Here is a 21,467-nt window from a genome sequence, read left to right on the forward strand (position 1 = left end):
CCCCAGCCCTCGCCGTGGTCCGCACGCCACACCCAGGTGTGGTCGATGATCGTGTCGTCGCTGTTGACGACGATGCTCGTGGTCGCCTTGCCGGGACCCGCCCCGCCGATCCGCACGAACACGTCCTGCAGCGAGGTGGGGTTGGCGGAGTGGTCGGCCGAGGCGTTCTCGGGGCCGACCTCGATCAGCGTCTCGGAGTTCACCGGGCCCGCGTCGACCAGCAGGCCCGCGAGCTTCACCCCGTCCACGTCACCGACCTTGATCGCGGTCACCCCGTTGTCCGGGATGATCGTGGCCAGGCCGAGGCCGAGGGCCACGGTGTCCGCGCGGTTGATGGTGATCGTCTCGTCGATGTGGTAGACGCCGGGCGTGAAGAGCAGGTGCAGGCCCTGCTCCACGGCCGCGTTGATCGTTGCGGCGTCCGCGCCCTCCTTCACGACGTAGAACTGGTCCAGCGGGATCGACTCGCCGGCCGGGGTGCCGTCGGCCCACGAGACACCGCGCGCGTTCTCGCGCTTCTCGGGGACGAAGACCTTGTAGTCGGCGCCGTCGAGGTAGAGGAAGGGCTTCTCGCGTGAGATGGGTGTGGTGTCGAGCGTGGTGTACGGCGGCTCCGGGAAGCTGTTGGCCGGTGCGCCCTCGACGCCCGAGAACGTCATGTTCCAGACGCCGTTGACCCAGCCGCCGACGGAGCTGTCGCGGGTGTACCACTGCTGCTGCGAGTACGGGCCGACCTCGCCGTCGATCTTGGAGTCGGCGATGTAGCCGCCGCTGGCCCAGCCGTAACCGTCGGGCGCGAGGTTCAGCCCGCCCTTGACGTGCATCCGGCGGAACGGGGCCGCCTGGGAGACCGCCCAGCGGTTGGTCCCGGAGACCGGGTTGAGCGTCAGGTTCTCCGCCGAACGCCAGAAGTTCTGCGTCGCGTTGCCGTCGAACCAGCCCGCGTCGACCGTCACATCACCGTTGAACGTGGTGTCGTTCGGGTTGAGGCCGAGACCCGCGATCTGCGTGTAGAAGCCGATCTGCGCGTTGATGTTGTCGTACGTGCCCGGCTTGAACATCAGCGCGTGGCGGTCGAGGCCGAACTGCGCGGACTCCTGCTTCTTGAAGATCTCGTCGACCTTGCCCTGGATGTCGGGCGTGGACGGGTCGAAGACATGGACGTTCGGACCGAGGTCGCCGCCGCCCGGCACGGCCTCGGCCTCCTCGCCGAAGGCCGTCTGGGCCGTGGGCACGGACATCAGCATCGCCACGGCGAGCGCGGCGAACCCGAGGGCCCGGGTGCGGAGGCGGGTGCATGGGGCGGTGGGGGGAGTGGGGGGAGCATGCATGAGGTACGTCTCCTGGGTCGTGGTACGTGTGCACGACGAACGGGCGAGAGAGCCTGGGGGGAGGTTTGGGAGAGCGCTCTCTCGTTACGCCGATGTTTCCCCTGTGGGCCTGTACGCGTCAAGAGGTGTGCGTCAGGAGCCTCGGAAGATGCGGCTGAATCCAACAACTGACCCTGAATGTCGGGAAATTGGCGGTCCCGGCGCGGTGGGGGAGGGTCGCTGACTTCAGAAGCTGACGTCGTGCCTGGTCGAGGCGGTGGACAGGCGGACGCGCCGCGCGCGGGGGACCATGGGGCCATGAGTTCCCCCGCCGGTCCGGAACGCCCACCCCGCGAAGCCGATCAGATCAAGGTCTGGTTCCGGGTGGCCCCGCGCGAGGACGGGCCGCCGCCGTACGAGACGGAGGGCTTGTGGGCGACACGGCTCGGCCCGGACACCGCGCGGGTGGACAACGTGCCCTTCCTCCGGGACGGGGTCGCCGAGGGCGAGACCGTACGGTTCCGGACGGACGGCGACGGAGTGCACTGGGCCGTCGGCCGGGTGACGGACTCCGGCAACTGCACGGTCCGGGTGCTGCCCGTGCCGGACGGTCCGCTCGGGCAGGACGTTCGGGCCGTGCACGAGCGACTCGCCGGATTCGGGCTCACGGGCGAGGTCTTCAGCGCCGATTTCCCGCTGGTCGCCCTGACCGTGCCCGGCGGCGCGGACCTGCGCGGGGTGAAGGCGCTGCTCGCCCGGGGCCGGGACGAGGGCTGGTGGCACTTCGAGGTCGCGTGCGACACGGATGCCTGGCGGTCGGCGTAGGACACGGGTGCGGGAGCGTCCACGGGCGCGTGGAGTACCGGTGTGCGGAGACCCCTCTCGGGTTACGCCTCCGGCTCGCCGATCGTCCGGATCACCCGGGCCGGGTTGCCGACGGCCACCACGTTCGCGGGCAGGTCCTTCGTGACGACCGCCCCGGCGCCGACCACCGTGTTCTCACCGATGGTCACCCCGGGGCAGACGATCACCCCGCCGCCCAGCCACACGTTGTCGCCGATGGTGATCGGCTCGGCGGCCTCCCACTTGGCGCGGCGCTGCTCGGGGTCGACGGGGTGGGTCGGGGTGAGGATCTGGACGTTCGGGCCCATCTGGACGTCCGCGCCGATGGTGATGCGGCCGACGTCCAGGAGGACCGCGCCGAAGTTGATGAACGTCCGCGGGCCGATGGTGGTCTGGTAGCCGTAGTCGACCCGCAGCGGCGGCCGTACCTCCACGCCCTCGCCCACTTCGCCGAGCAGCTCGGCCAGCACCGCGCGCCGGGCCTCGGGGTCGGCGGCCGACGTGGCGTTGTAGCGCTCGCTCAGCACGGCCGCGTGCAGGGCCTCCGCCGCCAGTTCGGGGTCGTCGGCGAGGTACAGCTCGCCGGAGAGCATGGCTTCCTTCTGGCTGGGCCTGGCGTTGTCGCTCATGTCGTCTCTTCCGGTGCGGGATGTGCGGTGCGGGGTGTACGGGACGCTCGCGGTGACGGTGATCCGTCCGCTCCGAGCAGTCTGCCCCCGTCGGCGTCGACCGGCGCACGCAGCCCCGGGGCCAGCGCCAGCGTCACCGCCACCGAGAGGCCCGCGACCGCCGCCATGCCCGTCGCCGGGGAGGTCACCTGGGCGATGCCGCCCGCCACGGCCGCGCCCACCCCCTGCATCGCGAGCATCCCCGAGGAGCTGAGTCCGAGCGCGTGGCCGCTCAGCTCCTGCGGGGTGAGGGCCAGCAGCCGTTCCTGGAGCAGCAGGCTCGCGGCGAAGCCGACGCTCGCCACGACGACCACCGCCAGGGCGACGGGCAGCCCCGGGCGCAGCGCGAAGAGCAGGTAGGGCGCGGCCAGCAGCAGCCGCAGCGGCGCCCCCAGCCGGGCCCGCCATCGGGCGGCCACGAACCGCCCGACCAGTGTGTCCCCGGCGAGCATCCCCAGGGCCCCGCAGGCGAAGAGGAGCCCGGCGTGCCCGGGCGCGTACGCCACGTACAGGGACTCGCAGCCGACGACGAGCCCGTTGGGCACCCACAGCGCCAGGAACACGTACCGGCGCGGCGTGGCCGACCAGAGCAGCGCGTTCGTCCGCCAGGTCTCCCCGATCGAGGGGCGGCCGGTCGCCCTCGGGGGCCGGGCGGTCAGCCCGAGCCGGGTCACGGCCGCCGCGACGACGTACAGGGCCGCCCCGACCAGCAGCGTGCCGCGCGCCGAGAACACCGCCACCAGCGCCCCGCCCACCGCGAATCCGCAGATCTGCATCGCACCGCCCGTCATGTTCAGCACCGAGCGGCCGAGCAGGAACCCCTCGCGCGGCACGATCTCGTTGAGCAGCCCGTACCGCACGCCCCCGCCCGGCGACGCCGCCACCCCCATCACCAGCAGAACCGCGAACGCGGCCCACAACGGCAGCCCGGGGACGGCCTGGACGCAGGCGGCCCCCGCCGACAGCAGGGCGAGCGCGGTCAGCGCGGAGCGCGGCGGCAGCCGGTCCGCCGCCGACAGCAGGGTGAGCGCCCCGGCCACCTGGGCCAGCGACGGGCCGAACATCGCCAGCGCGGAGAGCAGGGGCGAGCCGGTCCGGGCGTACACGAGGGTGCCCAGCGCCAGGCCGGTCGCGGTCTGGGCGGCCGTCTGCACGGAGACGGCCGCGAAGAAGGGGGTGAACTCCGGGGTCCGGAACAGTTCGCGGTAGGTGCGCATGGACGGAGTCTCCGGACGCCGTCACCGGGGCCGTTACTGTTTCGCGCGGACGCGAAAGCCTGGGGCGGGTCGGCCCGGAGCCGACAAGGTGGACAGGAAAGAACGGGCGGTGGTGGGCGTGGGCTGGTGGCAGGTCAGTGCGGACACGCTCGCGAGCAGCCGGTTCGTCGTCTCGCCGCTCGCGGAGGCCGTCGCGAGCCTGCTGCTCCTGGAGCGGGCCACCGCCGCGCACCCGGGGGAGCGTGCCTGGCTGGAGGCCCATCTGCCCGCGTACCGGCGGCGGGCGGCCGGCGACCCGGTCTCCGCGCTGGTGATCCGCTCCGCCCTCGCGCCCCGCTGGACCGCCGACTTCCTCACCCCCGCACCGGTCCCCGCCCCGCCGGGCCAGGCCCCGCCCTCCTTCGCCGAGGAGCTGGCACGGGTCCGGGCGACCCCGCCCGACCGGGCGCGCGCCGATCTGGCCGTGGCGCTGGGCGGGCCGCTGCCCGCCGCGCTGGACCGGGACGATCTGGCCGAGCGCGCCGCCGACGCCGTCGCGTGGGTCTGGACGCACACCGTGCTGCCCGACTGGCCGAGGCGGCAGCGGGTCCTGGAGGCCGATGTGGTCGCCCGTACAGCCCAGTTGGGCCGGGCGGGCTGGGCCGAGGCCCTGAACGGCATGCGGCCCGGGGTCCGTTGGCTGGGCGGCAGCCGACTGCAGATCAACACCTACGACAACCCGCCCCGCGAACTGGACCGCGCCCAGCTGCTGTTCATCCCCGTCACCCCGAACCAGTCCTGGGTCTGCTGGGACATCCCGCACCGGTACGGGCTGGTGTACCCGTGCTCCGGCGCGCTCGCCGGGGCCGGGCACATGCCCGTACCCGCCGCCCTGGGCGCGCTCATCGGCCCGGCGCGGGCGGCCGTCCTGTCGCTGCTGGCCTCCCCGCTCAGCACGACGCAGCTCGTCGCGCTGACCGGCCAGGGACTCGGCTCCGTCGGCCGCCATCTGCGGATCCTGCTGGACGCCGGACTGGTCCGCCGCCGCCGGGCGGGCCGCTCCGTGCTCTATTTCCGTACCGAGGCGGGCGACATCCTGGCGCGCGGCGCGGGCTGAGAAGAGGCGAGAGCGCCCGGTGCACGCCCCCGCGCGCCCCCGGGCGGCGGCCTTTCCTGGCGCGGCGAGGATCGGATACGCATCAGTACGAGGTGCGCTCCGCATGGTTGGCGCGCATGTACGAGTCGTGACAACGGTGACTATGGGCACCGCTCGTCGTTATGACAACTTCTCTCTCGCCGCGAACGACGCGGAGGAACCGAGTGAGGGGGCCGTGGGTGAATCCGGAGTACGCCGCGTACTGCCAGGCGGACCGCCGCTTCTACGACGCACCTCACCGTTCCCTCGGGCCGGGCGGAGCCGTCGACGCGGAGAGCTCGTTCTACGCGGCCGTCCGTGGCTCCGCCCCCGAGGGGTGGACCCGCTCCCGGCGCGGTGACTGGCTCTCCTACAGCCCCGACGGGCTGCGGCTGCCGGCCCAGGGCTGGAAGATCCACATATCCGCCGCCCTCGACAACGCGGCCTCCGTGCTCGACCGGGTCACCGCCCACTGTCTGGAGCACCGGATCGCCTTCAAGTGCATACCGAACGCGGGGCTGTTGGCCCTGCGGAACGCCAAGTACGCGGACCGGGCGGGCAGCGGGAAGTTCATCACCGTCTACCCGCCGTCCGAGGAAGCGTTCCCCGAGGTGTGCACCGCCCTGATGCAGCTCCTGGAGGGCGAGCACGGCCCGTACATCCTGAGCGATCTGCGGTGCGGGAACGGGCCCGTGCACACCCGGTACGGTGCGTTCGCCGCCCGCTTCTGCTCCGGTCCGGACGGGCGGCCCGTGCCCGCCGTCGCCGACCCGCAGGGCCGGCTCGTCCCGGACGACCGGGGCCCCGCCTTCCGCGTCCCCTCCTGGGTGACCCCGCCCGGCTTTCTGATGCCGCACCTCGAAGCCCGGGCCGCCGTGGGCCTCGCCGACCTCCCGTACGCCGTCGAGAAGGCGCTGCACTTCTCCAACGGCGGCGGGGTCTACCTCGGCCGCGACACCCGCACCGGCGAGCAGGTCGTCCTCAAGGAGGCCCGGCCGCACGCCGGTCTGGCCGCCGACGGGGCGGACGCCGTGGCCCGGCTCGAACGGGAGAGGACCGCCCTGGAACACCTGGCCGGGCTGGACTGCGTCCCGGACGTCCGGGACGTGTTCCAGGTCGGCGACCACCACTTCCTGGTCCTCCAGTACATCCCCGGCACCACCCTCAACACCGTGTTCGCCCGCCGCTTCCCGCTCGCCCGGCAGCACCCGTCACCCGAACTCCTCGCCGAACACACGGCGTGGGCGGAGGAGTTGTACGGGCAGGTCGAGCGGGCCGTCGAGGCGGTGCACGAGCGGGGCATCGTCATCAGCGATCTGCACATGAGCAACGTCATGGTCGACGAGGAGGCCGGACGGATCGTCCTGCTCGACTTCGAGGCGGCCTCCCCGGCCGCCGATCGCCGCCGCCAGATCGTCGCCAACCCGGCCTTCGTCGCCCCGGCCGACCGGCGCGGCACCGACATCGACCGCTACGCACTCGCCTGTCTGCGGCTCGCCCTGTACCTGCCGCTCACCACCCTGTTCGGCATCGACCGCACGAAGGCCGCCGGGCTCGCCCGCGACATCGCCCGCGCCTTCCCGGTCGCGGAGGAGGCGCTGCGACCGGCGGTCGAGGAGATCCTGCGGGACATGCGGAACGCGGGGGAGGCCGGCGCCCGGCCCGCTCCGGCCGCGACTTCCGGTACGACGCCCGCCTCCGCGTCCGGCCGCGACTCCGGCCAGGCTTCCGGCTCCGGCCGCGACTCCGGCACGGCCTCGGCTTCCGCCTCCGGCCTCGCTTCCGCTTCGCCCGCCGATCTCCGCGACTGGCCGCGCGCCCGCGACGCTCTCGCCCGGGCCGTCACCGCCTCCTGCACACCGGAGCGCGACGACCGCTGCTTCCCCGGGGACATCGCCCAGTTCGCCACCGCCACCGGCGGCCAGTCCTTCGCGTACGGGGCGGCCGGGGTGCTCTACGCCCTCCACGAGACCGGTGCCCCACCGTGCGCACCGGCCGAGGACTGGCTCCTGCGGCACGCCAAGGACCCGGCGTCCGGCAGCCCCCTCGGCTTCTACGACGGGCTCACCGGCATCGCCTGGACCCTGCACCGGATCGGCCGCACCGCCGAGGCCGCCGACCTCCTCCGGATCATCCTCGACCAGCCCCTGGAGGGACTCGCGCCCGGGCTGCACAACGGGTACGCGGGCATCGGCCTCGCCCTCGACGACCTGGCCCGCACCGCATCCGCCACCGACGCCCCGGCCCTGTCCGCCGCCGCGGACCGCTGCACCGCCCTCGCCGTCCGCGCGCTCGTCGACGGTCCGCCGTCGCCCCGCACCGGACTGCTGCACGGCGCGAGCGGCATCGCCCTGCTGCTGATCCGCAGGTACGCGACCACCGGGGACACCGCCCTGCTCGACCTGGCCGCCGCCGCACTCCGCCGCGACCTGGAACGCTGCCGGGCCGGGGACGACGGGTCACTCCTCGTCGTCGAGGGCAAGCGGCTGATGCCGTACGTCGGTTCGGGCAGCGCCGGCATCGCGGCCGTCATCGACGCCTACCTCGCCCAGCGTCCCGACCCGGAGCTGGAGACGGCGGGCCGGGCCCTGCTCCCGGCCGCGCTCTCCGCCTTCTACGTCCAGCCCGGACTGTTCAGGGGCTCCGCCGGACTCCTGCTGCACCTCGCGGCCACCCCGCTGTGCGACCCGGCCGACCGGCAGCGCGCGATCGACCGCCACACCGACCTGCTGGGCAGTCACGCCCTGGCGTTCGGCGGCGGACTCGCCTTCCCCGGGGAGCAGTTGATGCGCCTGTCGATGGACCTGGCCACCGGGACCGCCGGCGCTCTCCTCGCCCTGGGCGCCGCTGCCGGCCGCCCCACCGGACTTCCCTTCCTGCCCGCCGCTCCGGCGGCGGCACACCCCGGCCGCGCGAGCGGCCCCACGAACCGGCCCCGTTAGGGGCCGTCGGACCGGCCCCACCCGGGGTCGTTCCAGCACCACCGCCCAGAGCACCACCAATCGTCCCCGAAAGGACACATCATGGCGCTTCTCGACCTTCAGGCGATGGACACCCCGGCCGAGGACTCCTTCGGCGAGCTCGCCACGGGCAGCCAGGTCTCGCTGCTGGTCTGTGAGTACAGCTCCCTCAGCGTGGTCCTCTGCACCCCGTGACCCGCACCGGCCGGCCCGTCGGTGAGCACCACCGACGGGCCGGCCGGCCACGTGCCCGCTGGGGCCGCACCCCCGACCCGAAAGGCGACCCCGTGCCGCTGCCGCACCCGGACCCGAGCCCCGGCACGGCGTCCGGCGCCCGACGGCTCGCCCGGCAGCACCCGGCCGCCCTCACCTGGCTGTTCCTCTGCTCCACCAGCGGGGCGCTCGCCGCCCTCGCCCTGCCCGCCGCCCTGGGACACACCGTCGACCGGCTCGTCTCCGGCGGGCCCGTGCCCTGGTCCGGGCTGCTGCTCTGCGCCGCCCTCACCCTCGCCGAGACCGGGTTCGACGCGGCGGCCGCCGTGACCGGCACGACCACCAGCGCCCGGCTCACCGCACACCTGCGCACCCGCACCGCCGCCCGGATCCTGGCCGCCGAACCCCGCCGGGCCCTCGCCCTGCCCACCGGCGACCTCACCGCCCGGCTCACCGCCCGCACCGCCGACGCCGCCTCCGCGCCCGTCACCGCCGCCGGAGCCGTCGCGGGCGTCCTGCTCCCGCTCGGCGCGCTCGTCGGGCTCCTCCTCATCGACGTCTGGACGGCCGCCGCCCTCCTCCTGGGTGCCCCTCTGCTGGTCCTCCTGCTCCGCACCTTCACCCGGGGCACCGCCGACGCCGGGGCCGACTACCAGCGGGCCCAGTCGCTCATCGCCCACCGGCTCACCGAGGCGCTGGACGGCGCCGACACCATCCGCGCCGCCCGCACGGGCGCCCGCGAACACCGCCGCGTCCTGGAACCCCTGACCGCCCTCGCCGACCACGGCCGCCGCACCTGGACCGTGTACGGGCGGGCCGTCGGCCGCAGCGGCCTCCTGCTGCCCCTGCTCATGCTGCTGGTCCTCGCGGTCGCCGGACTCCGGCTCGGCGCGGGCGCGATCGGCGTCGGCGAACTCGTCGCCGCCTCCCGCTACGCGAGCCTCGCCGTCGGCATCGGCTCCCTCACCGGAGCGCTCGGCTCCCTGGCCCGCAGCCGCGCCGCCGCCCGGAGCCTCGACCCGCTCCTCACCCTCGCCCCGCTGCCCCACCGCGGCCTGGGCCCGGTCCCCGACGCCCCCGGACACCTCGAACTCCGCGACGTCGGTGTCGAACAGGACGGCCGACCCCTGCTGACCGGGGTCCACCTGACCGTCCCCGGCGGCACGTCCCTGGCCGTCGTCGGACGCTCCGGCTCCGGCAAGTCCCAGCTGGCCGCGGTCGCCGGGCGGCTGCTCGACCCGGACACCGGCAGCGTGCTGCTCGACGGCGTCCCGCTGGACGGCATGGAACCGGCCCGGCTCCGCCGCGAGGTGGCGTACGCCTTCGCCCGCCCCGCCCTCCTCGGCACCACCGTCGAGGACACGATCGCCCACGGCCCCTGGACCGCCGCGCCCGACGCCGTGCGCGAAGCGGCCCGCGCGGCCCGCGCCGACGGGTTCCTCGCGCTGCTCCCGTACGGCTACGCCACCCCGGTCGCCGACGCCCCGCTCTCCGGCGGCGAACGCCAACGCCTGGGGCTGGCCCGTGCGTTCGCCCACCCGGGCCGGCTGCTGATCCTCGATGACGCGCTGTCCAGCCTCGACACCGTGACCGAGCACCACGTCCGCCGCGCCCTCGACGCGCGGGCCGGGCGCTGCACCCGGATCATCGTCGCGCACCGGCTGTCCTCGGCCGCGCGGGCGGACCGGGTCGCCTGGCTGGAGGACGGCCGGCTCCGCGCGACGGGCCGCCACGACGAGCTGTGGGAGGACCCGGACTACCGGGCGGTCTTCAGCACGGACACCAGCGCGCCTTCCCCCCTCGCCGCAGCGGAGCCCCGATGAAGCCCGGCCACGACCCGGCACGCCCCGCGCGCGACACCGCCCTGCGCCGGGTCGCCCGCGAGGCCCGGCCCTTCCTGCGGGCGCGCACCGGGGCGATCCTGCGGCTGTCCGGGTGGTCCCTGCTGGAGTTCGCGCAGACCTTCCTCAGCGGATACGGGGTCGCCCGCGCCCTCGACGACGGCTTCCTCGCCGGACGTCCGGCGACCGGCCTCCTCTGGCTGGCCGTCGCCGCCGTCGCCGTGCTGCCCTCCGTGCTCGCCGCCCGTGGAGTGTTCGGCCGGCTCGCCGACCTGGTGGAGCCGCTGCGGGACGGGCTGGTGCGGCGTGCGGTGGCGCGGGCGCTGTCGGGCGCGCTCGGCCGTTCCGGCCATGTCGGCACCCGGTCCCTCTCCCAGGTCACTCATCAGAGTGAGATCGCCCGGGACGGCTGGGCCGGACTCGTCCTGACCCTGCGGTCGTTCGTGTTCACGGCCGCCGGAGCCGTCACCGGCCTGCTGGCCCTCTCGCCCGCCCTCCTCCTCATCGTGCTGCCGCCCCTGGTCCTGGGGGCCGCGCTGTTCCTCGGCACCCTGCCGCCGATGGCCGCCCGCCAGCGCGCCTACCTCGCCGCCGACGAGGCGTACGCCGCGCACGCGGGGGAACTCGCCGCCTCCGTACGCGACATCGCCGCCGCCGGAACCGCCGAGCGGACGGTGGCCGAGTCCCGGGCCCTCGCCGACGCCCAGCTCGCCGCCTCCCGTTCGCTGGCCCGCTGGTCGGCCGTCCGGGTGGTGGCCCTCGCGGTCTGTGGCCGGTTCCCGCCGCTCCTGCTGCTCCTGGGGGCGCCCTGGCTGCTGCGGAACGGGCTGACACCGGGCGGTCTCGTCGGCGCGCTGACCTACCTCACCCAGGCGCTGGCCCCCGCCGTCCAGGCGCTGATGACCATGCTGGGCACGGCGGGCGGCCGCCTCGTCGTGGTCCTGGACCGCTTCACGGACGCCCCGCCCCCGCCCGCCGACGAACCGGCCCGTGAGGCCGCCCCGCCCGCCTCTCGGAGTGCTGCCCGGGAGGCCACCCCGGTCGCCGAACTCCACGAGGTCACCTTCGCGTACGGGCCCCGCGCCCACCCCGTCCTGGACCGGCTCTCCCTGACGGTCGGGGCGGGCGAGCACCTCGCGGTCGTCGGCCCGAGCGGCAGCGGCAAGTCGACCCTGGCCGCCGTCCTCGCCGGGACCGAGCGGCCCACCGGGGGAGCGGTGCGGTGGCGGGGGCGCCCGGCGCGGCCGGCCGACGCCACCTCCGTACGCGTCCTGCTGCCCCAGCACGCCTATGTGTTCAGCGGCTCGCTGCGGGACAACCTCCGCTACCTCAGGCCCGACGCCCACGACCGGGAGATCGCGGCCATGGCGGACGCGGTCGGCCTGGACACGCTCCTCTCCCGGCTCGGCTCCCTCGACGCGGCCGTCGAACCGGACCGGCTCTCCCAGGGCGAACGGCAGCTCGTCGCGCTCGGCCGGGCCTACCTCGCCGCCCCGCCGCTGCTGATCCTCGACGAGGCCACCAGCCGGCTCGACCCGGCCGCCGAGACCCGCGCCGAGCTGGCGTTCGCCACCCTGCCGGGCGCGCTGGTCGTCGTCGCCCACCGGCTCAGCTCGGCCCGCCGCGCCGACCGGACCCTGGTGATGGACGGCCCCCACACCCAGTGCGGCACCCCCGGCGAACTCCTGCGCTCCAGCGCCCTCTACCGCGACCTGTCCGGCCTCTGGGAGCCGGAGGAAGCGGATGCGGTGCCGGGGCGGGACGTGCCGGAGGAAGCGCGGCGGGAACAGCGGCGGCTCGTCGAGGAGCGCGCCATCAGATCCACCCCGCCTCCTTCGCCCGTCTGATCGCGTCCAGCCGATTCCGCGCCCCGGACTTCCGGATGGCGGCGGCCAGATAATTGCGAACGGTCCCCGGCGTCAGGTGCAGTCGCGCGGCTATCCCGGCCACGTTGTCACCCTCCTCGGCCATCGAGAGCACACTCAATTCCCTCGGCGATAACGGCATGTCGGCCACCTGCAGGAGACTGAAGGCCAGCGATTCGTCGATATGCCGTCCACCGTCCGCCAGTTTGTGCATCACCTCGGACAGGTCGTCCACCGGGCGGTACTTGTCGATGTAGCCGAGCGCTCCCGCCTCGTACGCCCGCCGCAGGCCGCGCGGCTGGTCGCTGCGGGTGAGTACCGCGAGGGGATACGTTCCTCCATGCGGTGCGGTGACCGTCTTCACCTCGTCGAGTACGTCCCGTGCGCCCGGACAGTCGAGGTCGGTGAGCAGCACGTCGGGGCACCCGCCGCTCAACGCCGCACGTATCGCACCGCGTTCGGCGGTGCGGACCTCTATGCCCCGCCCCGTGCCGAGGAGCGATGCCAGCGATGCGCGCCACAACGGCACGGTGTGGACCAGCAGCACGGTTGTCATCAATCTGCCCTCAGCTCTTCTCTTGCGCCCGCCCAACGCGGAATGCGATGGACCGTACGCGCCCCGTGACGGGTTTCCAGTTGAGCGCATGGGCATTCGTGTACGCCGACGAACGGGCCGAATAACGCCACCGTTGGGCGCGGAAGGGGGCGTTCGGATGTAAACCGGGAGCGCACATCGCTCACGGACCCATCCGTCTCGCCACGGCCGGGGCACTGGCACGAGTGAGGTCAGGCGGATTTCCGTGGATCGGCGGAGCCGTGGATCCGCCGATCCACGGAAATGCTTACCGGAGAACCGGGTTCAGTTCAGCAGGGCGCGCGCCGCGTGAGCCTTGCGCCGGATGTTCTCGGCCGTTGTCGGCTCGATCTCGGCGAGGATCTCCGCATATTCCTCCATCTCCGCCGCCCCGCGCAGGAATTCACCGCGCTGGACGAGGAGCTGGGCGTGCTCGTAGCGGAGCCTGGCCGGATGCGAGGGCAGGAGCAGCGACAGCTCCACCGCCCACAGGGCCACGTCCGTGCGCTCGGGCCGGGCCGCCGCCCATGCCCGGATGTTGTTCAGGATCCGCAGCACGATCTCCAGCGGGCGGGCGGGAACCATCATCGACGGCTCCAGCGCCGCCCCGGTCGCCCCGGTGACCAGCAGCTCCGCGTCCTGGCCGGTCAGCGGCGCGCCCCCGGCGAACGGATCGGCCAGCACCGGGTGTTCCCGGTCGCCGAAGCCGACCACGAAGTGCCCGGGCAGCGCCACCCCGTACACCGGGGCGCCCGCCCTTCTCGCGACCTCGATCCAGACGACCGAGAGCAGGATCGGCAGCCCCCGGCGGCGCCGCAGCACCTGCTGGAGGAGCGAGGAGTCCAGCCGCTGGTAGTCGGCCGACGAGCCGCCGAACCCGCACCGCTCACCCAGCAGTTCGGCCAGCGCCGAGGCCCAGCCGGCGGGGGAGCGGGAGCCGTAGGGCAGCAGCCCCGCCAGCCGGTCCAGCTCGATCTGCGCGGCGTCGATGCCGTACGGGTCGGGGACGGGCTCCCCCGGAGTCACCGGGACGACCTCGGCCGGCCCCACCGGCCCGGCCTCCGCGCCCAGCAGCAGGCACAGGAGGGCGAGGTCCGGCCGCTCGGACCGGGCCTCCTCGGCGAACTGCCGCCGCCGCTCGGCCGCCCCGGAATCCAGCCCGCTCATGTCCGACCCACGCCCCTGCTCGTCCTGTCCCCGCCCCGGTCCCGGCCTGTGCGGCGCGCCGCGTGACCCCTCACGCCGAGCGGTAGTGGTGGTACCGGTGATGGCCCGCGAACCCCATGCCGTCGTACAGCGCCCGCGCCCCCTCATTGTCCTCCTCGACCTGGAGCCAGGCCGCCGAAGCGCCCTCGTCCAGCGCGCGGCGGGCCAGCGCGGTCATCACCGTCGTGGCCAGTCCGCGCCGCCGCTGCTCCGGGGCGACCTCCACGGCCATGAAGCCGGCCCACCGGCCGTCCACGACACACCGCCCGATCGCATCCGGTGCGTCGCCGCTCCCCGGCACCGTGGCGAACCAGACCGAAGGACCGCTGCCCAGCACCCGCAGTACATGCGGGCCGGGCTCGGAGAAGCGCTGGTAGCGGGCGAGCCAGGCCGCGTCCGGCTCCCGGGTCAGCCGGACCGCGGACACCTCCGCCTCCCGGTCCCCGACCGGCGCCAGCGCGGCGATCCGCACCTCCGCCGACACCTCGCGCCGCCAGCCGTACTCCTCCAGCTCCGCGCACAGGAGCTCCTGCGTGCCCTCGGCCCCGGTCGCCGTCTGGACGTACGCGGGCAGGCCCCGCTCCTCGTACCAGCGGCGGACGCGCCCGAACGCCTCGCCGAGCGGCAGACCCGGATCGCCGAGCGGCAGGACGGAGTTGGCGCGCCGGGTGAAGCCCCCGGCCGCGCGGAGCCGCCAGTCGCCCAGCGCCTCGCTCTCCACCGGCTGCCAGGCGCGCGCGGTGACGGCCGCCAGCTCCTCGAAGGAGGTGGCGGGACCCCGGCGCCGGGCCGGGGCGGCGGGCACGACCTTGCCCGCGACCAGGGAAGATTCCACGATGTGGACGGATTCCCCGCTCTTTCGTGTGATCGACACCACACCGTCGTTCCATGATGTGAGCACGCCGACCACGTCGGTGAACTGCGCGCCCGTGCCGCCGCTGTCCGTCCGGCGCCGCACGGACACGCGTTTGCCCACGTCAGCGGGTGTGATGCGGACTTCCAGCCGTCCGCCGATGGTGAATTCCACAGCTCTGTCCGCCCCTCCTGTTCGGATCGTGCCCGAGAACGGAGATACTAGGGGCGGGCATCGACGACGCCGCGCTCCCGCGCGAGAGCCAACGCCCTACCGAGGAGGAACGACAGCGTGACCTACGTCATCGCGCAGCCTTGTGTCGACGTGAAGGACAAGGCCTGCATCGAAGAGTGCCCCGTCGACTGCATCTACGAGGGCCAGCGGTCCTTGTACATCCACCCGGACGAGTGCGTCGACTGTGGAGCCTGTGAGCCGGTCTGCCCGGTCGAGGCCATCTTCTACGAGGACGACACCCCGGAGGAGTGGAAGGACTACTACAAGGCGAACGTCGAGTTCTTCGACGACCTCGGCTCGCCGGGCGGTGCTTCCAAGCTCGGTCTCATCGAGCGCGACCACGCGTTCGTCGCCGGACTGCCGCCGCAGAACCAGTAATACGGCGGCACCACGCGCACAGCTCGGTCCCGTACGGCTCGTCCCCGTGCGGGACCGAGCCGTTTCCCCGTGCCGCCGCCGTACCCGAACACCCCGAGAAAGCAGAGCCCCGTGTCCGCAGTCTCCTCCCGCCTCCCCGTCTTCCCCTGGGACAAGCTCGCGCCCTACAAGTCGACGGCCCAGGCCCACCCGGACGGCATCGTGGACCTGTCGGTCGGCACCCCGGTCGACCCGGTCCCCGAGCTGATCCAGCGGGCGCTGGTCGCCGCCGCGGACAGCCCCGGCTATCCGACGGTGTGGGGCACCGAGGCCCTGCGGGACGCGCTCACCGGATGGGTGGAGCGCCGCCTCGGCGCGGTCGGCGTCACCCACGCCAACGTGCTGCCTGTCGTCGGTTCCAAGGAGCTGGTGGCCTGGCTGCCGACGCAGCTCGGGCTCGGCGCGGGCGACAAGGTCGCCTACCCCCGGCTCGCCTACCCGACGTACGAGGTCGGCGCCCGGCTCTGCGGCGCGGAGCCCGTCGTCTACGACGACCCGACCGAGCTGGACCCGGCGGGGCTGAAGCTGCTCTGGCTCAACTCGCCGTCCAACCCGACCGGCAAGGTGCTGTCCAAGGACGAGCTGACCCGGATCGTCGCCTGGGCGCGCGAGCACGGCGTCCTCGTCTTCAGCGACGAGTGCTACCTGGAGCTGGGCTGGGACGCCGAACCGGTCTCGGTGCTCCACCCGGACGTCTGCGGCGGCCACTACGACGGCATCGTGGCGGTCCACTCGCTCTCCAAGCGCTCCAATCTGGCCGGATACCGCGCCGCGTTCATCGCGGGCGACGCGGCCGTGCTCGGTGAGCTGCTGCTGATCCGCAAGCACGGCGGGATGATGACGGCCGCCCCCGTCCAGGCCGCCACCGTCGCCGCCCTCGGCGACGACGTGCACGTCTCCGAGCAGCGCGCCCGGTACGCCGACCGGCGCCTCGCGCTGCGTGCGGCCCTGGAGGCGCACGGCTTCCGCATCGAGCACAGCGAGGCGAGCCTCTACCTGTGGGCGACCCGCGACGAGCCGTGCTGGGACACCGTGGCGTACCTCGCGGAGCGGGGCATCCTGGTCGCGCCCGGCGACTTCTACGGTCCGGCGGGCGCGAGCTTCGTCCGGGTGGCGTTCACCGCGACGGACGAGCGGGTGGCGGCGGCGGTCAAGCGCCTGTCCTGATCCGGATACGCGGGAGGGCCCGGATGCGCGGGGCCCGGCAATGCCGGAGGGCCTGAGGAGTGCGCACTCCTCAGGCCCTCCCGCATGTGCGTGGGGGATCAGCCGATCGGCAGGCCGTTCAGCGGCAGGGCGTCGGTGGGCAGGCCGCCCTTGCCGAGGCTGTCGGTGGGCAGACCGCCACCGAGGCCGTCGGTCGGCAGGCCGCCACCGGCGGCGTCGGCCACCCCGCCGACGGCCTCGCCCGCGTTGCCCGCGGCCTGGCCGGCGGTCTCCTGGGCGGCCGGGACGGCGACCTTGGCGGACTTGCCGACGGTCTCGCCCGCCGCCGGGAGCGCGGTGCCGACGAGCCGGCCGCCGGTCTCACCGGCGGCCTGGGTGCCCTGCTGAGCGGTGCTGTCCAGGGTGTTGCCGACGTTCGCGCCGTCCAGTGCGGTCAGGCCGCCCAGCTCCGGGGCCGCCGGGAGATCTGCGGCGCTCGCGGCACCGGCCGCACCGACCACGGGGGTCGCGCCAGCGGCGATCAGCAGCGCGGCACGAGCGATCCGACGGGTCAGGGGGAGGGACATGATGCTCCTTCAGCGGGTTGTGCACGAATCTGTCTGTCCGGTGATCGGACGCACTGACAACCGCTGCGGGGGAGGGGAAGGTTGCGGCGGGCAAAGGCAAAGACTGAGTAATGCGTCCGATTATCCGCAGCGGAAGAACCCGGGCAAACAATCCATACCGCCGGTACCCGATGAACCGTCACTTCCCTTGCCGTACAAGGGAATCGGGGCAGAGGTGCAAGGCCGCGAGAGGCCGCGTGAAAGGAGCTCGGGAGCCCGGCCCTCATGGCCCGTACGAGTGACAGGGCGTACTACTGAACGACCTGGATCCTGACCGCGGTCGTGCCCGTTTCCTTGCCCTTCGCGTCTTCCGTCCGCCAACCCGTACCGGCTTCCCAGACCCGGTCGGCATAGCTCACGCGCTCGATCCGCAGCGCCTCGGACTGCGCCACGGCCCAGTGCGCCAGCTCCCAGCCGCGCCGCGGCGACGCCTTGTCCTCGGCGCGCGCCGAGGTCGCCGGGACGGGCACCGAGACGGTCGAGGCGGCGGACGCGCCCGCGGCCTTCGCGGCGGGCAGCACGTCCTTGCCGAAGGCCCGCACCAGCTCGGCCCGCACCTGACCGGCATCCCCCGGGCCCTCGGCCGTGGCGGTCGACGGGGTGCAGTTCAGCGAGGCCGGCCGGCGCCCGGTCAGCGCGGCGGCCAGCAGCGCGGCGTCCGGCTCGTGCTTCGCGTACGCCTGCGGGAACCCGCTGCGCTGCACGCGCTGCGCGGCCACGGTCAGCGGCAGCCGCGAGTAGCCCGGGACCTCGGCGAGATGGTCGTAGAACTCCCCGGCGGAGTAGACCGGGTCCATGAGCTGCGCGGGCTTGCCCCAGCCCTGCGAGGGCCGCTGCTGGAACAGCCCCAGCGAGTCCCGGTCCCCGTAGTCGATGTTGCGGAGCGTGGACTCCTGGAGCGCGGTCGCCAGCGCGATCGTCACCGCCCGCTCGGGCATCCCCCGGGTGGTGCCCACCGCGGAGATCGTCGCCGCGTTGACGGCCTGGGCGAGGCTCATCTCGTACCGCTGGGTCTCGCCCTCGTCCCCGTCCTTCGCCTCCACCACACAGCGCGGCGGGTTCTTCGAACCGGAGGAGTCGTACTGCACGGCCAGATAGCCGCCCAGGGCCGCGAGCACGGCGAAGGCGGCCCCGTAGCGGAAGAGGCGTCGTCGGCGAGGGCTGGCTGTCCTGGACACGGGCCCACCGTACTGGAGGGCCCGGGCGGGGCCGATACCCCAGTCGCTTAGGGTCGGGTCCATGGCCGACAGCACCCTTGACCCCGCCCTTGACCTCACCCTGGACGGACCGGCGCTCACCGCCCGGCTCGTCGACTTCCCCTCGGTCAGCGGGGAGGAGAAGGCCCTCGCCGACGCGATCGAATCGGCCCTGCGCGCGCTGCCGCACCTCACCGTCGACCGGTACGGCAACAACGTCGTCGCCCGCACGAACCTGGGCCGCGCCGAGCGCGTCGTCCTCGCCGGGCACATCGACACCGTGCCGATCGCCGACAACGTCCCCTCCCGCCTCGACGGGAACGGCATCCTCTGGGGCTGCGGGACCTCCGACATGAAGTCCGGCGTCGCCGTCCAGCTCCGGATCGCCGCGACGGTCCCCGCGCCCAACCGCGACCTGACCTTCATCTTCTACGACAACGAAGAGGTCGCCGCCCACCTCAACGGCCTCGGCCACATCGCCGACGCGCACCCCGACTGGCTCGCCGGAGACTTCGCCGTCCTGCTGGAGCCCTCCGACGGCGAGGTCGAGGGCGGCTGCCAGGGCACGCTGCGCGTCCACCTGCGCACGACGGGGGAGCGGGCCCACTCCGCGCGCAGCTGGATGGGGTCCAACGCGATCCACGCCGCCGCGCCGATCCTGGCCGCCCTGGCCGTGTACGAGCCCCGCCGCCCCGTCATCGACGGCCTCGAATACCACGAGGGCCTCAACGCGGTCGGCATCGAGGGCGGCGTCGCCACCAACGTCATCCCGGACGCCTGCACCGTCGTCGTCAACTACCGCTACGCCCCCGACCGCACCGAGGAGGAGGCCGTCGCCCACGTCCGCGAGGTCTTCGCCGACTGCGGCGTGGCCGAGATCGTCATCGACGACCACTCCGGCGCCGCCATGCCCGGCCTCTCCCACCCCGCCGCCCAGGCGTTCATGACCGCCGTCGGCGGCACGGCCCGGCCCAAGTTCGGCTGGACCGACGTCTCCCGCTTCGGCGCGCTCGGCGTCCCCGCGGTGAACTACGGACCCGGCGACCCGATGTACGCCCACAAGCGCGACGAGCACGTGGCCGTCGACAAGATCACCCACTGCGAGGAGCGCCTCCGCTCCTGGCTGACCGACTGACCCGCTGACCGCTCGACGCACGACATTCCCCCCTCCGTAACCTCCGCCGATCTACGCTGGCCGGACGAAGCAGGTTGGTGGAGGGAGCGGAACATGGGCAACGCCGAAGACGCACGGATCCCCGAGGGTGCGGAGGTTCCCGAGGGCGCGGTCAGCCCCGGGGAACAGTGGCTGGGCCCGGTCCTGCGCCGCAGGGAGCAGGTCCAGCCCGGTACGACCGATCAGCGGCTGCTGGACTCCGAGGGCGACTCCGAGTGGGTGCACACCGACCCCTGGCGGGTGATGCGCATCCAGTCTGAGTTCGTCGAGGGCTTCGGCGCGCTCGCCGAACTGCCGAGCGCGATCAGCGTCTTCGGCTCGGCCCGCACCCCCGCCGGATCGCCGGAGTACGAGGCCGGGGTGGCGATCGGCAAGGCCCTGGTCGACGCGGGCTTCGCGGTGATCACCGGCGGCGGCCCGGGCGCGATGGAGGCGGCCAACAAGGGCGCCCGGGAGGCCAAGGGCGTCTCGGTCGGCCTCGGCATCGAGCTGCCCTTCGAGTCGGGCCTCAACCCGCACGTCGACATCGGCGTCAACTTCCGCTACTTCTTCGTCCGCAAGACGATGTTCGTGAAGTACGCGCAGGGCTTCGTGGTCCTGCCCGGCGGCCTCGGCACCCTGGACGAACTCTTCGAGGCCCTGACCCTCGTCCAGACCGGCAAGGTCACCCGCTTCCCGATCGTCCTGTTCGGCACGGCGTACTGGGGCGGCCTGATCGACTGGCTCCGCGACACGGTGGTGGCCCAGGGCAAGGCCTCGGAGAAGGACCTGCTGCTGTTTCACGTGACGGACGACGTGGAGGAAGCGGTGATGCTGGTGACGAAGGAGGTCGGGCGGTAGCTGTTTCTGCCCACCCGGCGAAATCAAGCCCGCCCGGCCACCATTAAGCCCGTCCGGCGATTGAGGACATCTTTTCCCCGGCGCCGGGCGGGTCGGGCGGGCCGGCCGGGCCGCGCGAAATCAAGCCCGCCCGGCGATTGAGGGCATCGGTTCCAGCCCCTCCGGCGCTTGAGGAGCGGGAGCGCCCCGGTCCCGCCCGCCGGGGCAGGCGCCAGGCGGCAAGGAACTACGCCAGCCCCCGCCGCGCCACGGCCGGCGGCCGATGCCCGGCAATGGACGCCACCATGTCCAGAACCTGCCGCGTCTCCGCCACCTCATGCACCCGGTACACCCGCGCCCCCAGCCACGCCGACACCGCCGTCGTCGCCAGCGTCCCGATGACCCGCTCCTTCACCGGCCGGTCCAGCGTCTCGCCCACGAAGTCCTTGTTGGACAGGGACACCAGCACGGGCCACCCGGTCCCGGCCATCTCCTCCAGACGCCGCGTCGCCTCCAGCGAATGCCGCGTGTTCTTCCCGAAGTCGTGCCCCGGATCGATCATGATCCCGTCCGGCCGCACGCCGAGCTCCACCGCCCGCTCCGCGAGCCCCACCGTCACCCGCAGGATGTCCGCCATGACGTCGTCGTACGCGATCCGGTGCGGCCTCGTCCGCGGCTCCGCGCCGCCCGCGTGCGTGCACACGAGCCCCACCCCGTACCGCGCGGCGACCTCCGCCAGCTTCGGGTCCACCCCGCCCCACGCGTCGTTCAGCACATCCGCCCCGGCCTCGCAGACCGCCTCGCCCACGTCGTGCCGCCAGGTGTCCACGCTGATCACCACGTCCGGGTGGCGGCGGCGGACCTCGGCGACGAACCCGACCGTGCGGCGCGCCTCCTCCTCGGCGGTCACCTCCTCGCCGGGGCCCGCCTTCACCCCGCCGATGTCGATGATCGCCGCGCCCTCGGCCACCGCCTGCTCGACCCGGGCGAGCGCCGGCTCGTCCCGGAACGTGGCGCCCTGGTCGTAGAAGGAGTCCGGGGTCCGGTTCACGATCGCCATGATCACCGGCTCGTGCGGACCGAATTCCCGCCGCCCCAGCCTGAGTGCCCCGCTGCGCATCCCGTCTTTCCTCCTCATAGAGCCGCCTACGAACCGCCTGCCGACCCTACGGCCTTTCGTGGCCCGGCCCC

The 21,467-nt window shown here is 73.8% G+C and carries 19 protein-coding genes; 10 read left to right on the forward strand and 9 right to left on the reverse strand.

Annotation, left to right across the window (positions count from 1 at the left end):
* On the reverse strand, positions 1–1,331 hold a 1,331-nt coding region (locus IE134_RS28520; protein WP_506417276.1), incomplete at its 3' end, for a pectate lyase-like domain-containing protein.
* Positions 1,332–1,628: 297 nt separating this feature from the next.
* On the opposite strand from IE134_RS28520, the gene IE134_RS28525 reads away from it, so the two are divergent.
* Positions 1,629–2,135, forward strand: a complete 507-nt coding sequence (locus tag IE134_RS28525; protein ID WP_030716900.1) for a DUF4265 domain-containing protein — start codon at positions 1,629–1,631, stop codon at positions 2,133–2,135.
* A gap of 62 nt (positions 2,136–2,197) precedes the next feature.
* Here the strand turns inward: IE134_RS28525 and IE134_RS28530 are convergent, their stop codons facing one another.
* Positions 2,198–2,782 carry a sugar O-acetyltransferase gene (locus IE134_RS28530; protein ID WP_030716896.1) on the reverse strand — a complete coding sequence of 195 codons (585 nt, stop codon included), beginning with the start codon at positions 2,780–2,782 and terminating at the stop codon, positions 2,198–2,200.
* A complete protein-coding gene (locus tag IE134_RS28535) occupies positions 2,779–4,038 on the reverse strand; it encodes an MFS transporter (protein WP_030716892.1) in 1,260 nt (419 codons plus the stop codon). The genes IE134_RS28530 and IE134_RS28535 overlap by 4 nt, the downstream gene beginning before the upstream one ends.
* 118 nt (positions 4,039–4,156) lie before the next feature.
* On the opposite strand from IE134_RS28535, the gene IE134_RS28540 reads away from it, so the two are divergent.
* From IE134_RS28540 to IE134_RS28560, 5 genes are all read left to right on the forward strand, one after another.
* Positions 4,157–5,134, forward strand: coding sequence for an ArsR/SmtB family transcription factor (locus tag IE134_RS28540; RefSeq protein ID WP_098020474.1), 978 nt, complete (start codon positions 4,157–4,159; stop codon positions 5,132–5,134).
* 218 nt (positions 5,135–5,352) lie between these two features.
* Positions 5,353–8,094 (forward strand): class III lanthionine synthetase LanKC, encoded by a 2,742-nt coding sequence (lanKC, locus tag IE134_RS28545; RefSeq protein WP_030716883.1) that lies wholly within the window; start codon positions 5,353–5,355, stop codon positions 8,092–8,094.
* Positions 8,095–8,175: 81 nt separating this feature from the next.
* On the forward strand, positions 8,176–8,307 hold the full coding sequence (locus IE134_RS28550; RefSeq protein WP_003966507.1) for a SapB/AmfS family lanthipeptide: 132 nt from the start codon (positions 8,176–8,178) through the stop codon (positions 8,305–8,307).
* Between the two features lie 92 nt (positions 8,308–8,399).
* Complete coding sequence (locus tag IE134_RS28555; RefSeq protein WP_189432126.1) at positions 8,400–10,148, forward strand: ABC transporter ATP-binding protein; 1,749 nt, start codon at positions 8,400–8,402, stop codon at positions 10,146–10,148.
* Entirely contained in the window at positions 10,145–12,013 is a 1,869-nt protein-coding gene (locus IE134_RS28560; RefSeq protein ID WP_189432128.1) for an ATP-binding cassette domain-containing protein, read from the forward strand. Before IE134_RS28555 ends, IE134_RS28560 begins: the two co-directional genes overlap by 4 nt.
* Here IE134_RS28560 and IE134_RS28565 read toward each other — a convergent pair.
* The 3 genes from IE134_RS28565 to IE134_RS28575 all read right to left on the reverse strand — a co-directional run bounded on the left by IE134_RS28565 (position 11,982) and on the right by IE134_RS28575 (position 14,838).
* Complete coding sequence (locus IE134_RS28565; RefSeq protein ID WP_030716872.1) at positions 11,982–12,587, reverse strand: response regulator transcription factor; 606 nt, start codon at positions 12,585–12,587, stop codon at positions 11,982–11,984. The two genes, IE134_RS28560 and IE134_RS28565, sit on opposite strands and share 32 nt — an antisense overlap.
* 303 nt (positions 12,588–12,890) lie before the next feature.
* Complete coding sequence (locus IE134_RS28570) at positions 12,891–13,772, reverse strand: transglutaminase-like and tetratricopeptide repeat-containing protein (RefSeq protein WP_030716871.1); 882 nt, start codon at positions 13,770–13,772, stop codon at positions 12,891–12,893.
* Positions 13,773–13,842: 70 nt separating this feature from the next.
* Positions 13,843–14,838: a GNAT family N-acetyltransferase gene (locus IE134_RS28575; protein WP_098895566.1), complete on the reverse strand. Its 996-nt coding sequence runs from the start codon at positions 14,836–14,838 to the stop codon at positions 13,843–13,845.
* 117 nt (positions 14,839–14,955) lie between these two features.
* On the opposite strand from IE134_RS28575, the gene fdxA reads away from it, so the two are divergent.
* Both fdxA and IE134_RS28585 read left to right on the forward strand, forming a co-directional pair.
* Positions 14,956–15,276 (forward strand): ferredoxin, encoded by a 321-nt coding sequence (fdxA, locus tag IE134_RS28580; protein ID WP_003966501.1) that lies wholly within the window; start codon positions 14,956–14,958, stop codon positions 15,274–15,276.
* A 111-nt stretch (positions 15,277–15,387) separates the two neighbouring features.
* Positions 15,388–16,482: a bifunctional succinyldiaminopimelate transaminase/glutamate-prephenate aminotransferase gene (locus IE134_RS28585; protein WP_030716868.1), complete on the forward strand. Its 1,095-nt coding sequence runs from the start codon at positions 15,388–15,390 to the stop codon at positions 16,480–16,482.
* 98 nt (positions 16,483–16,580) lie between these two features.
* Here the strand turns inward: IE134_RS28585 and IE134_RS28590 are convergent, their stop codons facing one another.
* Together IE134_RS28590 and IE134_RS28595 are read right to left on the reverse strand one after the other, a co-directional pair.
* Positions 16,581–17,048, reverse strand: a complete 468-nt coding sequence (locus IE134_RS28590) for a hypothetical protein (RefSeq protein WP_030716865.1) — start codon at positions 17,046–17,048, stop codon at positions 16,581–16,583.
* Positions 17,049–17,338: 290 nt separating this feature from the next.
* On the reverse strand, positions 17,339–18,265 hold the full coding sequence (locus IE134_RS28595; protein WP_229823757.1) for a hypothetical protein: 927 nt from the start codon (positions 18,263–18,265) through the stop codon (positions 17,339–17,341).
* A gap of 61 nt (positions 18,266–18,326) precedes the next feature.
* On the opposite strand from IE134_RS28595, the gene dapE reads away from it, so the two are divergent.
* Positions 18,327–19,418: a succinyl-diaminopimelate desuccinylase gene (gene dapE / locus IE134_RS28600; RefSeq protein WP_030716855.1), complete on the forward strand. Its 1,092-nt coding sequence runs from the start codon at positions 18,327–18,329 to the stop codon at positions 19,416–19,418.
* Between the two features lie 93 nt (positions 19,419–19,511).
* A complete protein-coding gene (locus tag IE134_RS28605) occupies positions 19,512–20,297 on the forward strand; it encodes an LOG family protein (RefSeq protein ID WP_010061632.1) in 786 nt (261 codons plus the stop codon).
* A gap of 226 nt (positions 20,298–20,523) precedes the next feature.
* On the opposite strand, the gene folP is transcribed toward IE134_RS28605, so the two are convergent.
* Positions 20,524–21,396 carry a dihydropteroate synthase gene (folP, locus tag IE134_RS28610; RefSeq protein ID WP_030716853.1) on the reverse strand — a complete coding sequence of 291 codons (873 nt, stop codon included), beginning with the start codon at positions 21,394–21,396 and terminating at the stop codon, positions 20,524–20,526.
* Positions 21,397–21,467 lie beyond the last annotated feature (71 nt).

Source organism: Streptomyces rubiginosohelvolus (genome assembly GCF_014649875.1).
Taxonomy (GTDB): Bacteria; Actinomycetota; Actinomycetes; order Streptomycetales; family Streptomycetaceae; genus Streptomyces; species Streptomyces rubiginosohelvolus.

Excerpts from the sequence above, each read along its gene's own strand:
- IE134_RS28525 (WP_030716900.1), top strand. The coding sequence starts at position 1,629 with ATGAGTTCCCCCGCCGGTCCGGAACGCCCACCCCGCGAAGCCGATCAG.
- IE134_RS28530 (WP_030716896.1), bottom strand. The coding sequence starts at position 2,782 with ATGAGCGACAACGCCAGGCCCAGCCAGAAGGAAGCCATGCTCTCCGGC.
- IE134_RS28535 (WP_030716892.1), bottom strand. The coding sequence starts at position 4,038 with ATGCGCACCTACCGCGAACTGTTCCGGACCCCGGAGTTCACCCCCTTC.
- IE134_RS28550 (WP_003966507.1), top strand. The coding sequence starts at position 8,176 with ATGGCGCTTCTCGACCTTCAGGCGATGGACACCCCGGCCGAGGACTCC.
- IE134_RS28560 (WP_189432128.1), top strand. The coding sequence starts at position 10,145 with ATGAAGCCCGGCCACGACCCGGCACGCCCCGCGCGCGACACCGCCCTG.
- IE134_RS28565 (WP_030716872.1), bottom strand. The coding sequence starts at position 12,587 with ATGACAACCGTGCTGCTGGTCCACACCGTGCCGTTGTGGCGCGCATCG.
- IE134_RS28570 (WP_030716871.1), bottom strand. The coding sequence starts at position 13,772 with ATGAGCGGGCTGGATTCCGGGGCGGCCGAGCGGCGGCGGCAGTTCGCC.
- IE134_RS28590 (WP_030716865.1), bottom strand. The coding sequence starts at position 17,048 with ATGTCCCTCCCCCTGACCCGTCGGATCGCTCGTGCCGCGCTGCTGATC.
- dapE (WP_030716855.1), top strand. The coding sequence starts at position 18,327 with ATGGCCGACAGCACCCTTGACCCCGCCCTTGACCTCACCCTGGACGGA.
- IE134_RS28605 (WP_010061632.1), top strand. The coding sequence starts at position 19,512 with ATGGGCAACGCCGAAGACGCACGGATCCCCGAGGGTGCGGAGGTTCCC.
- folP (WP_030716853.1), bottom strand. The coding sequence starts at position 21,396 with ATGCGCAGCGGGGCACTCAGGCTGGGGCGGCGGGAATTCGGTCCGCAC.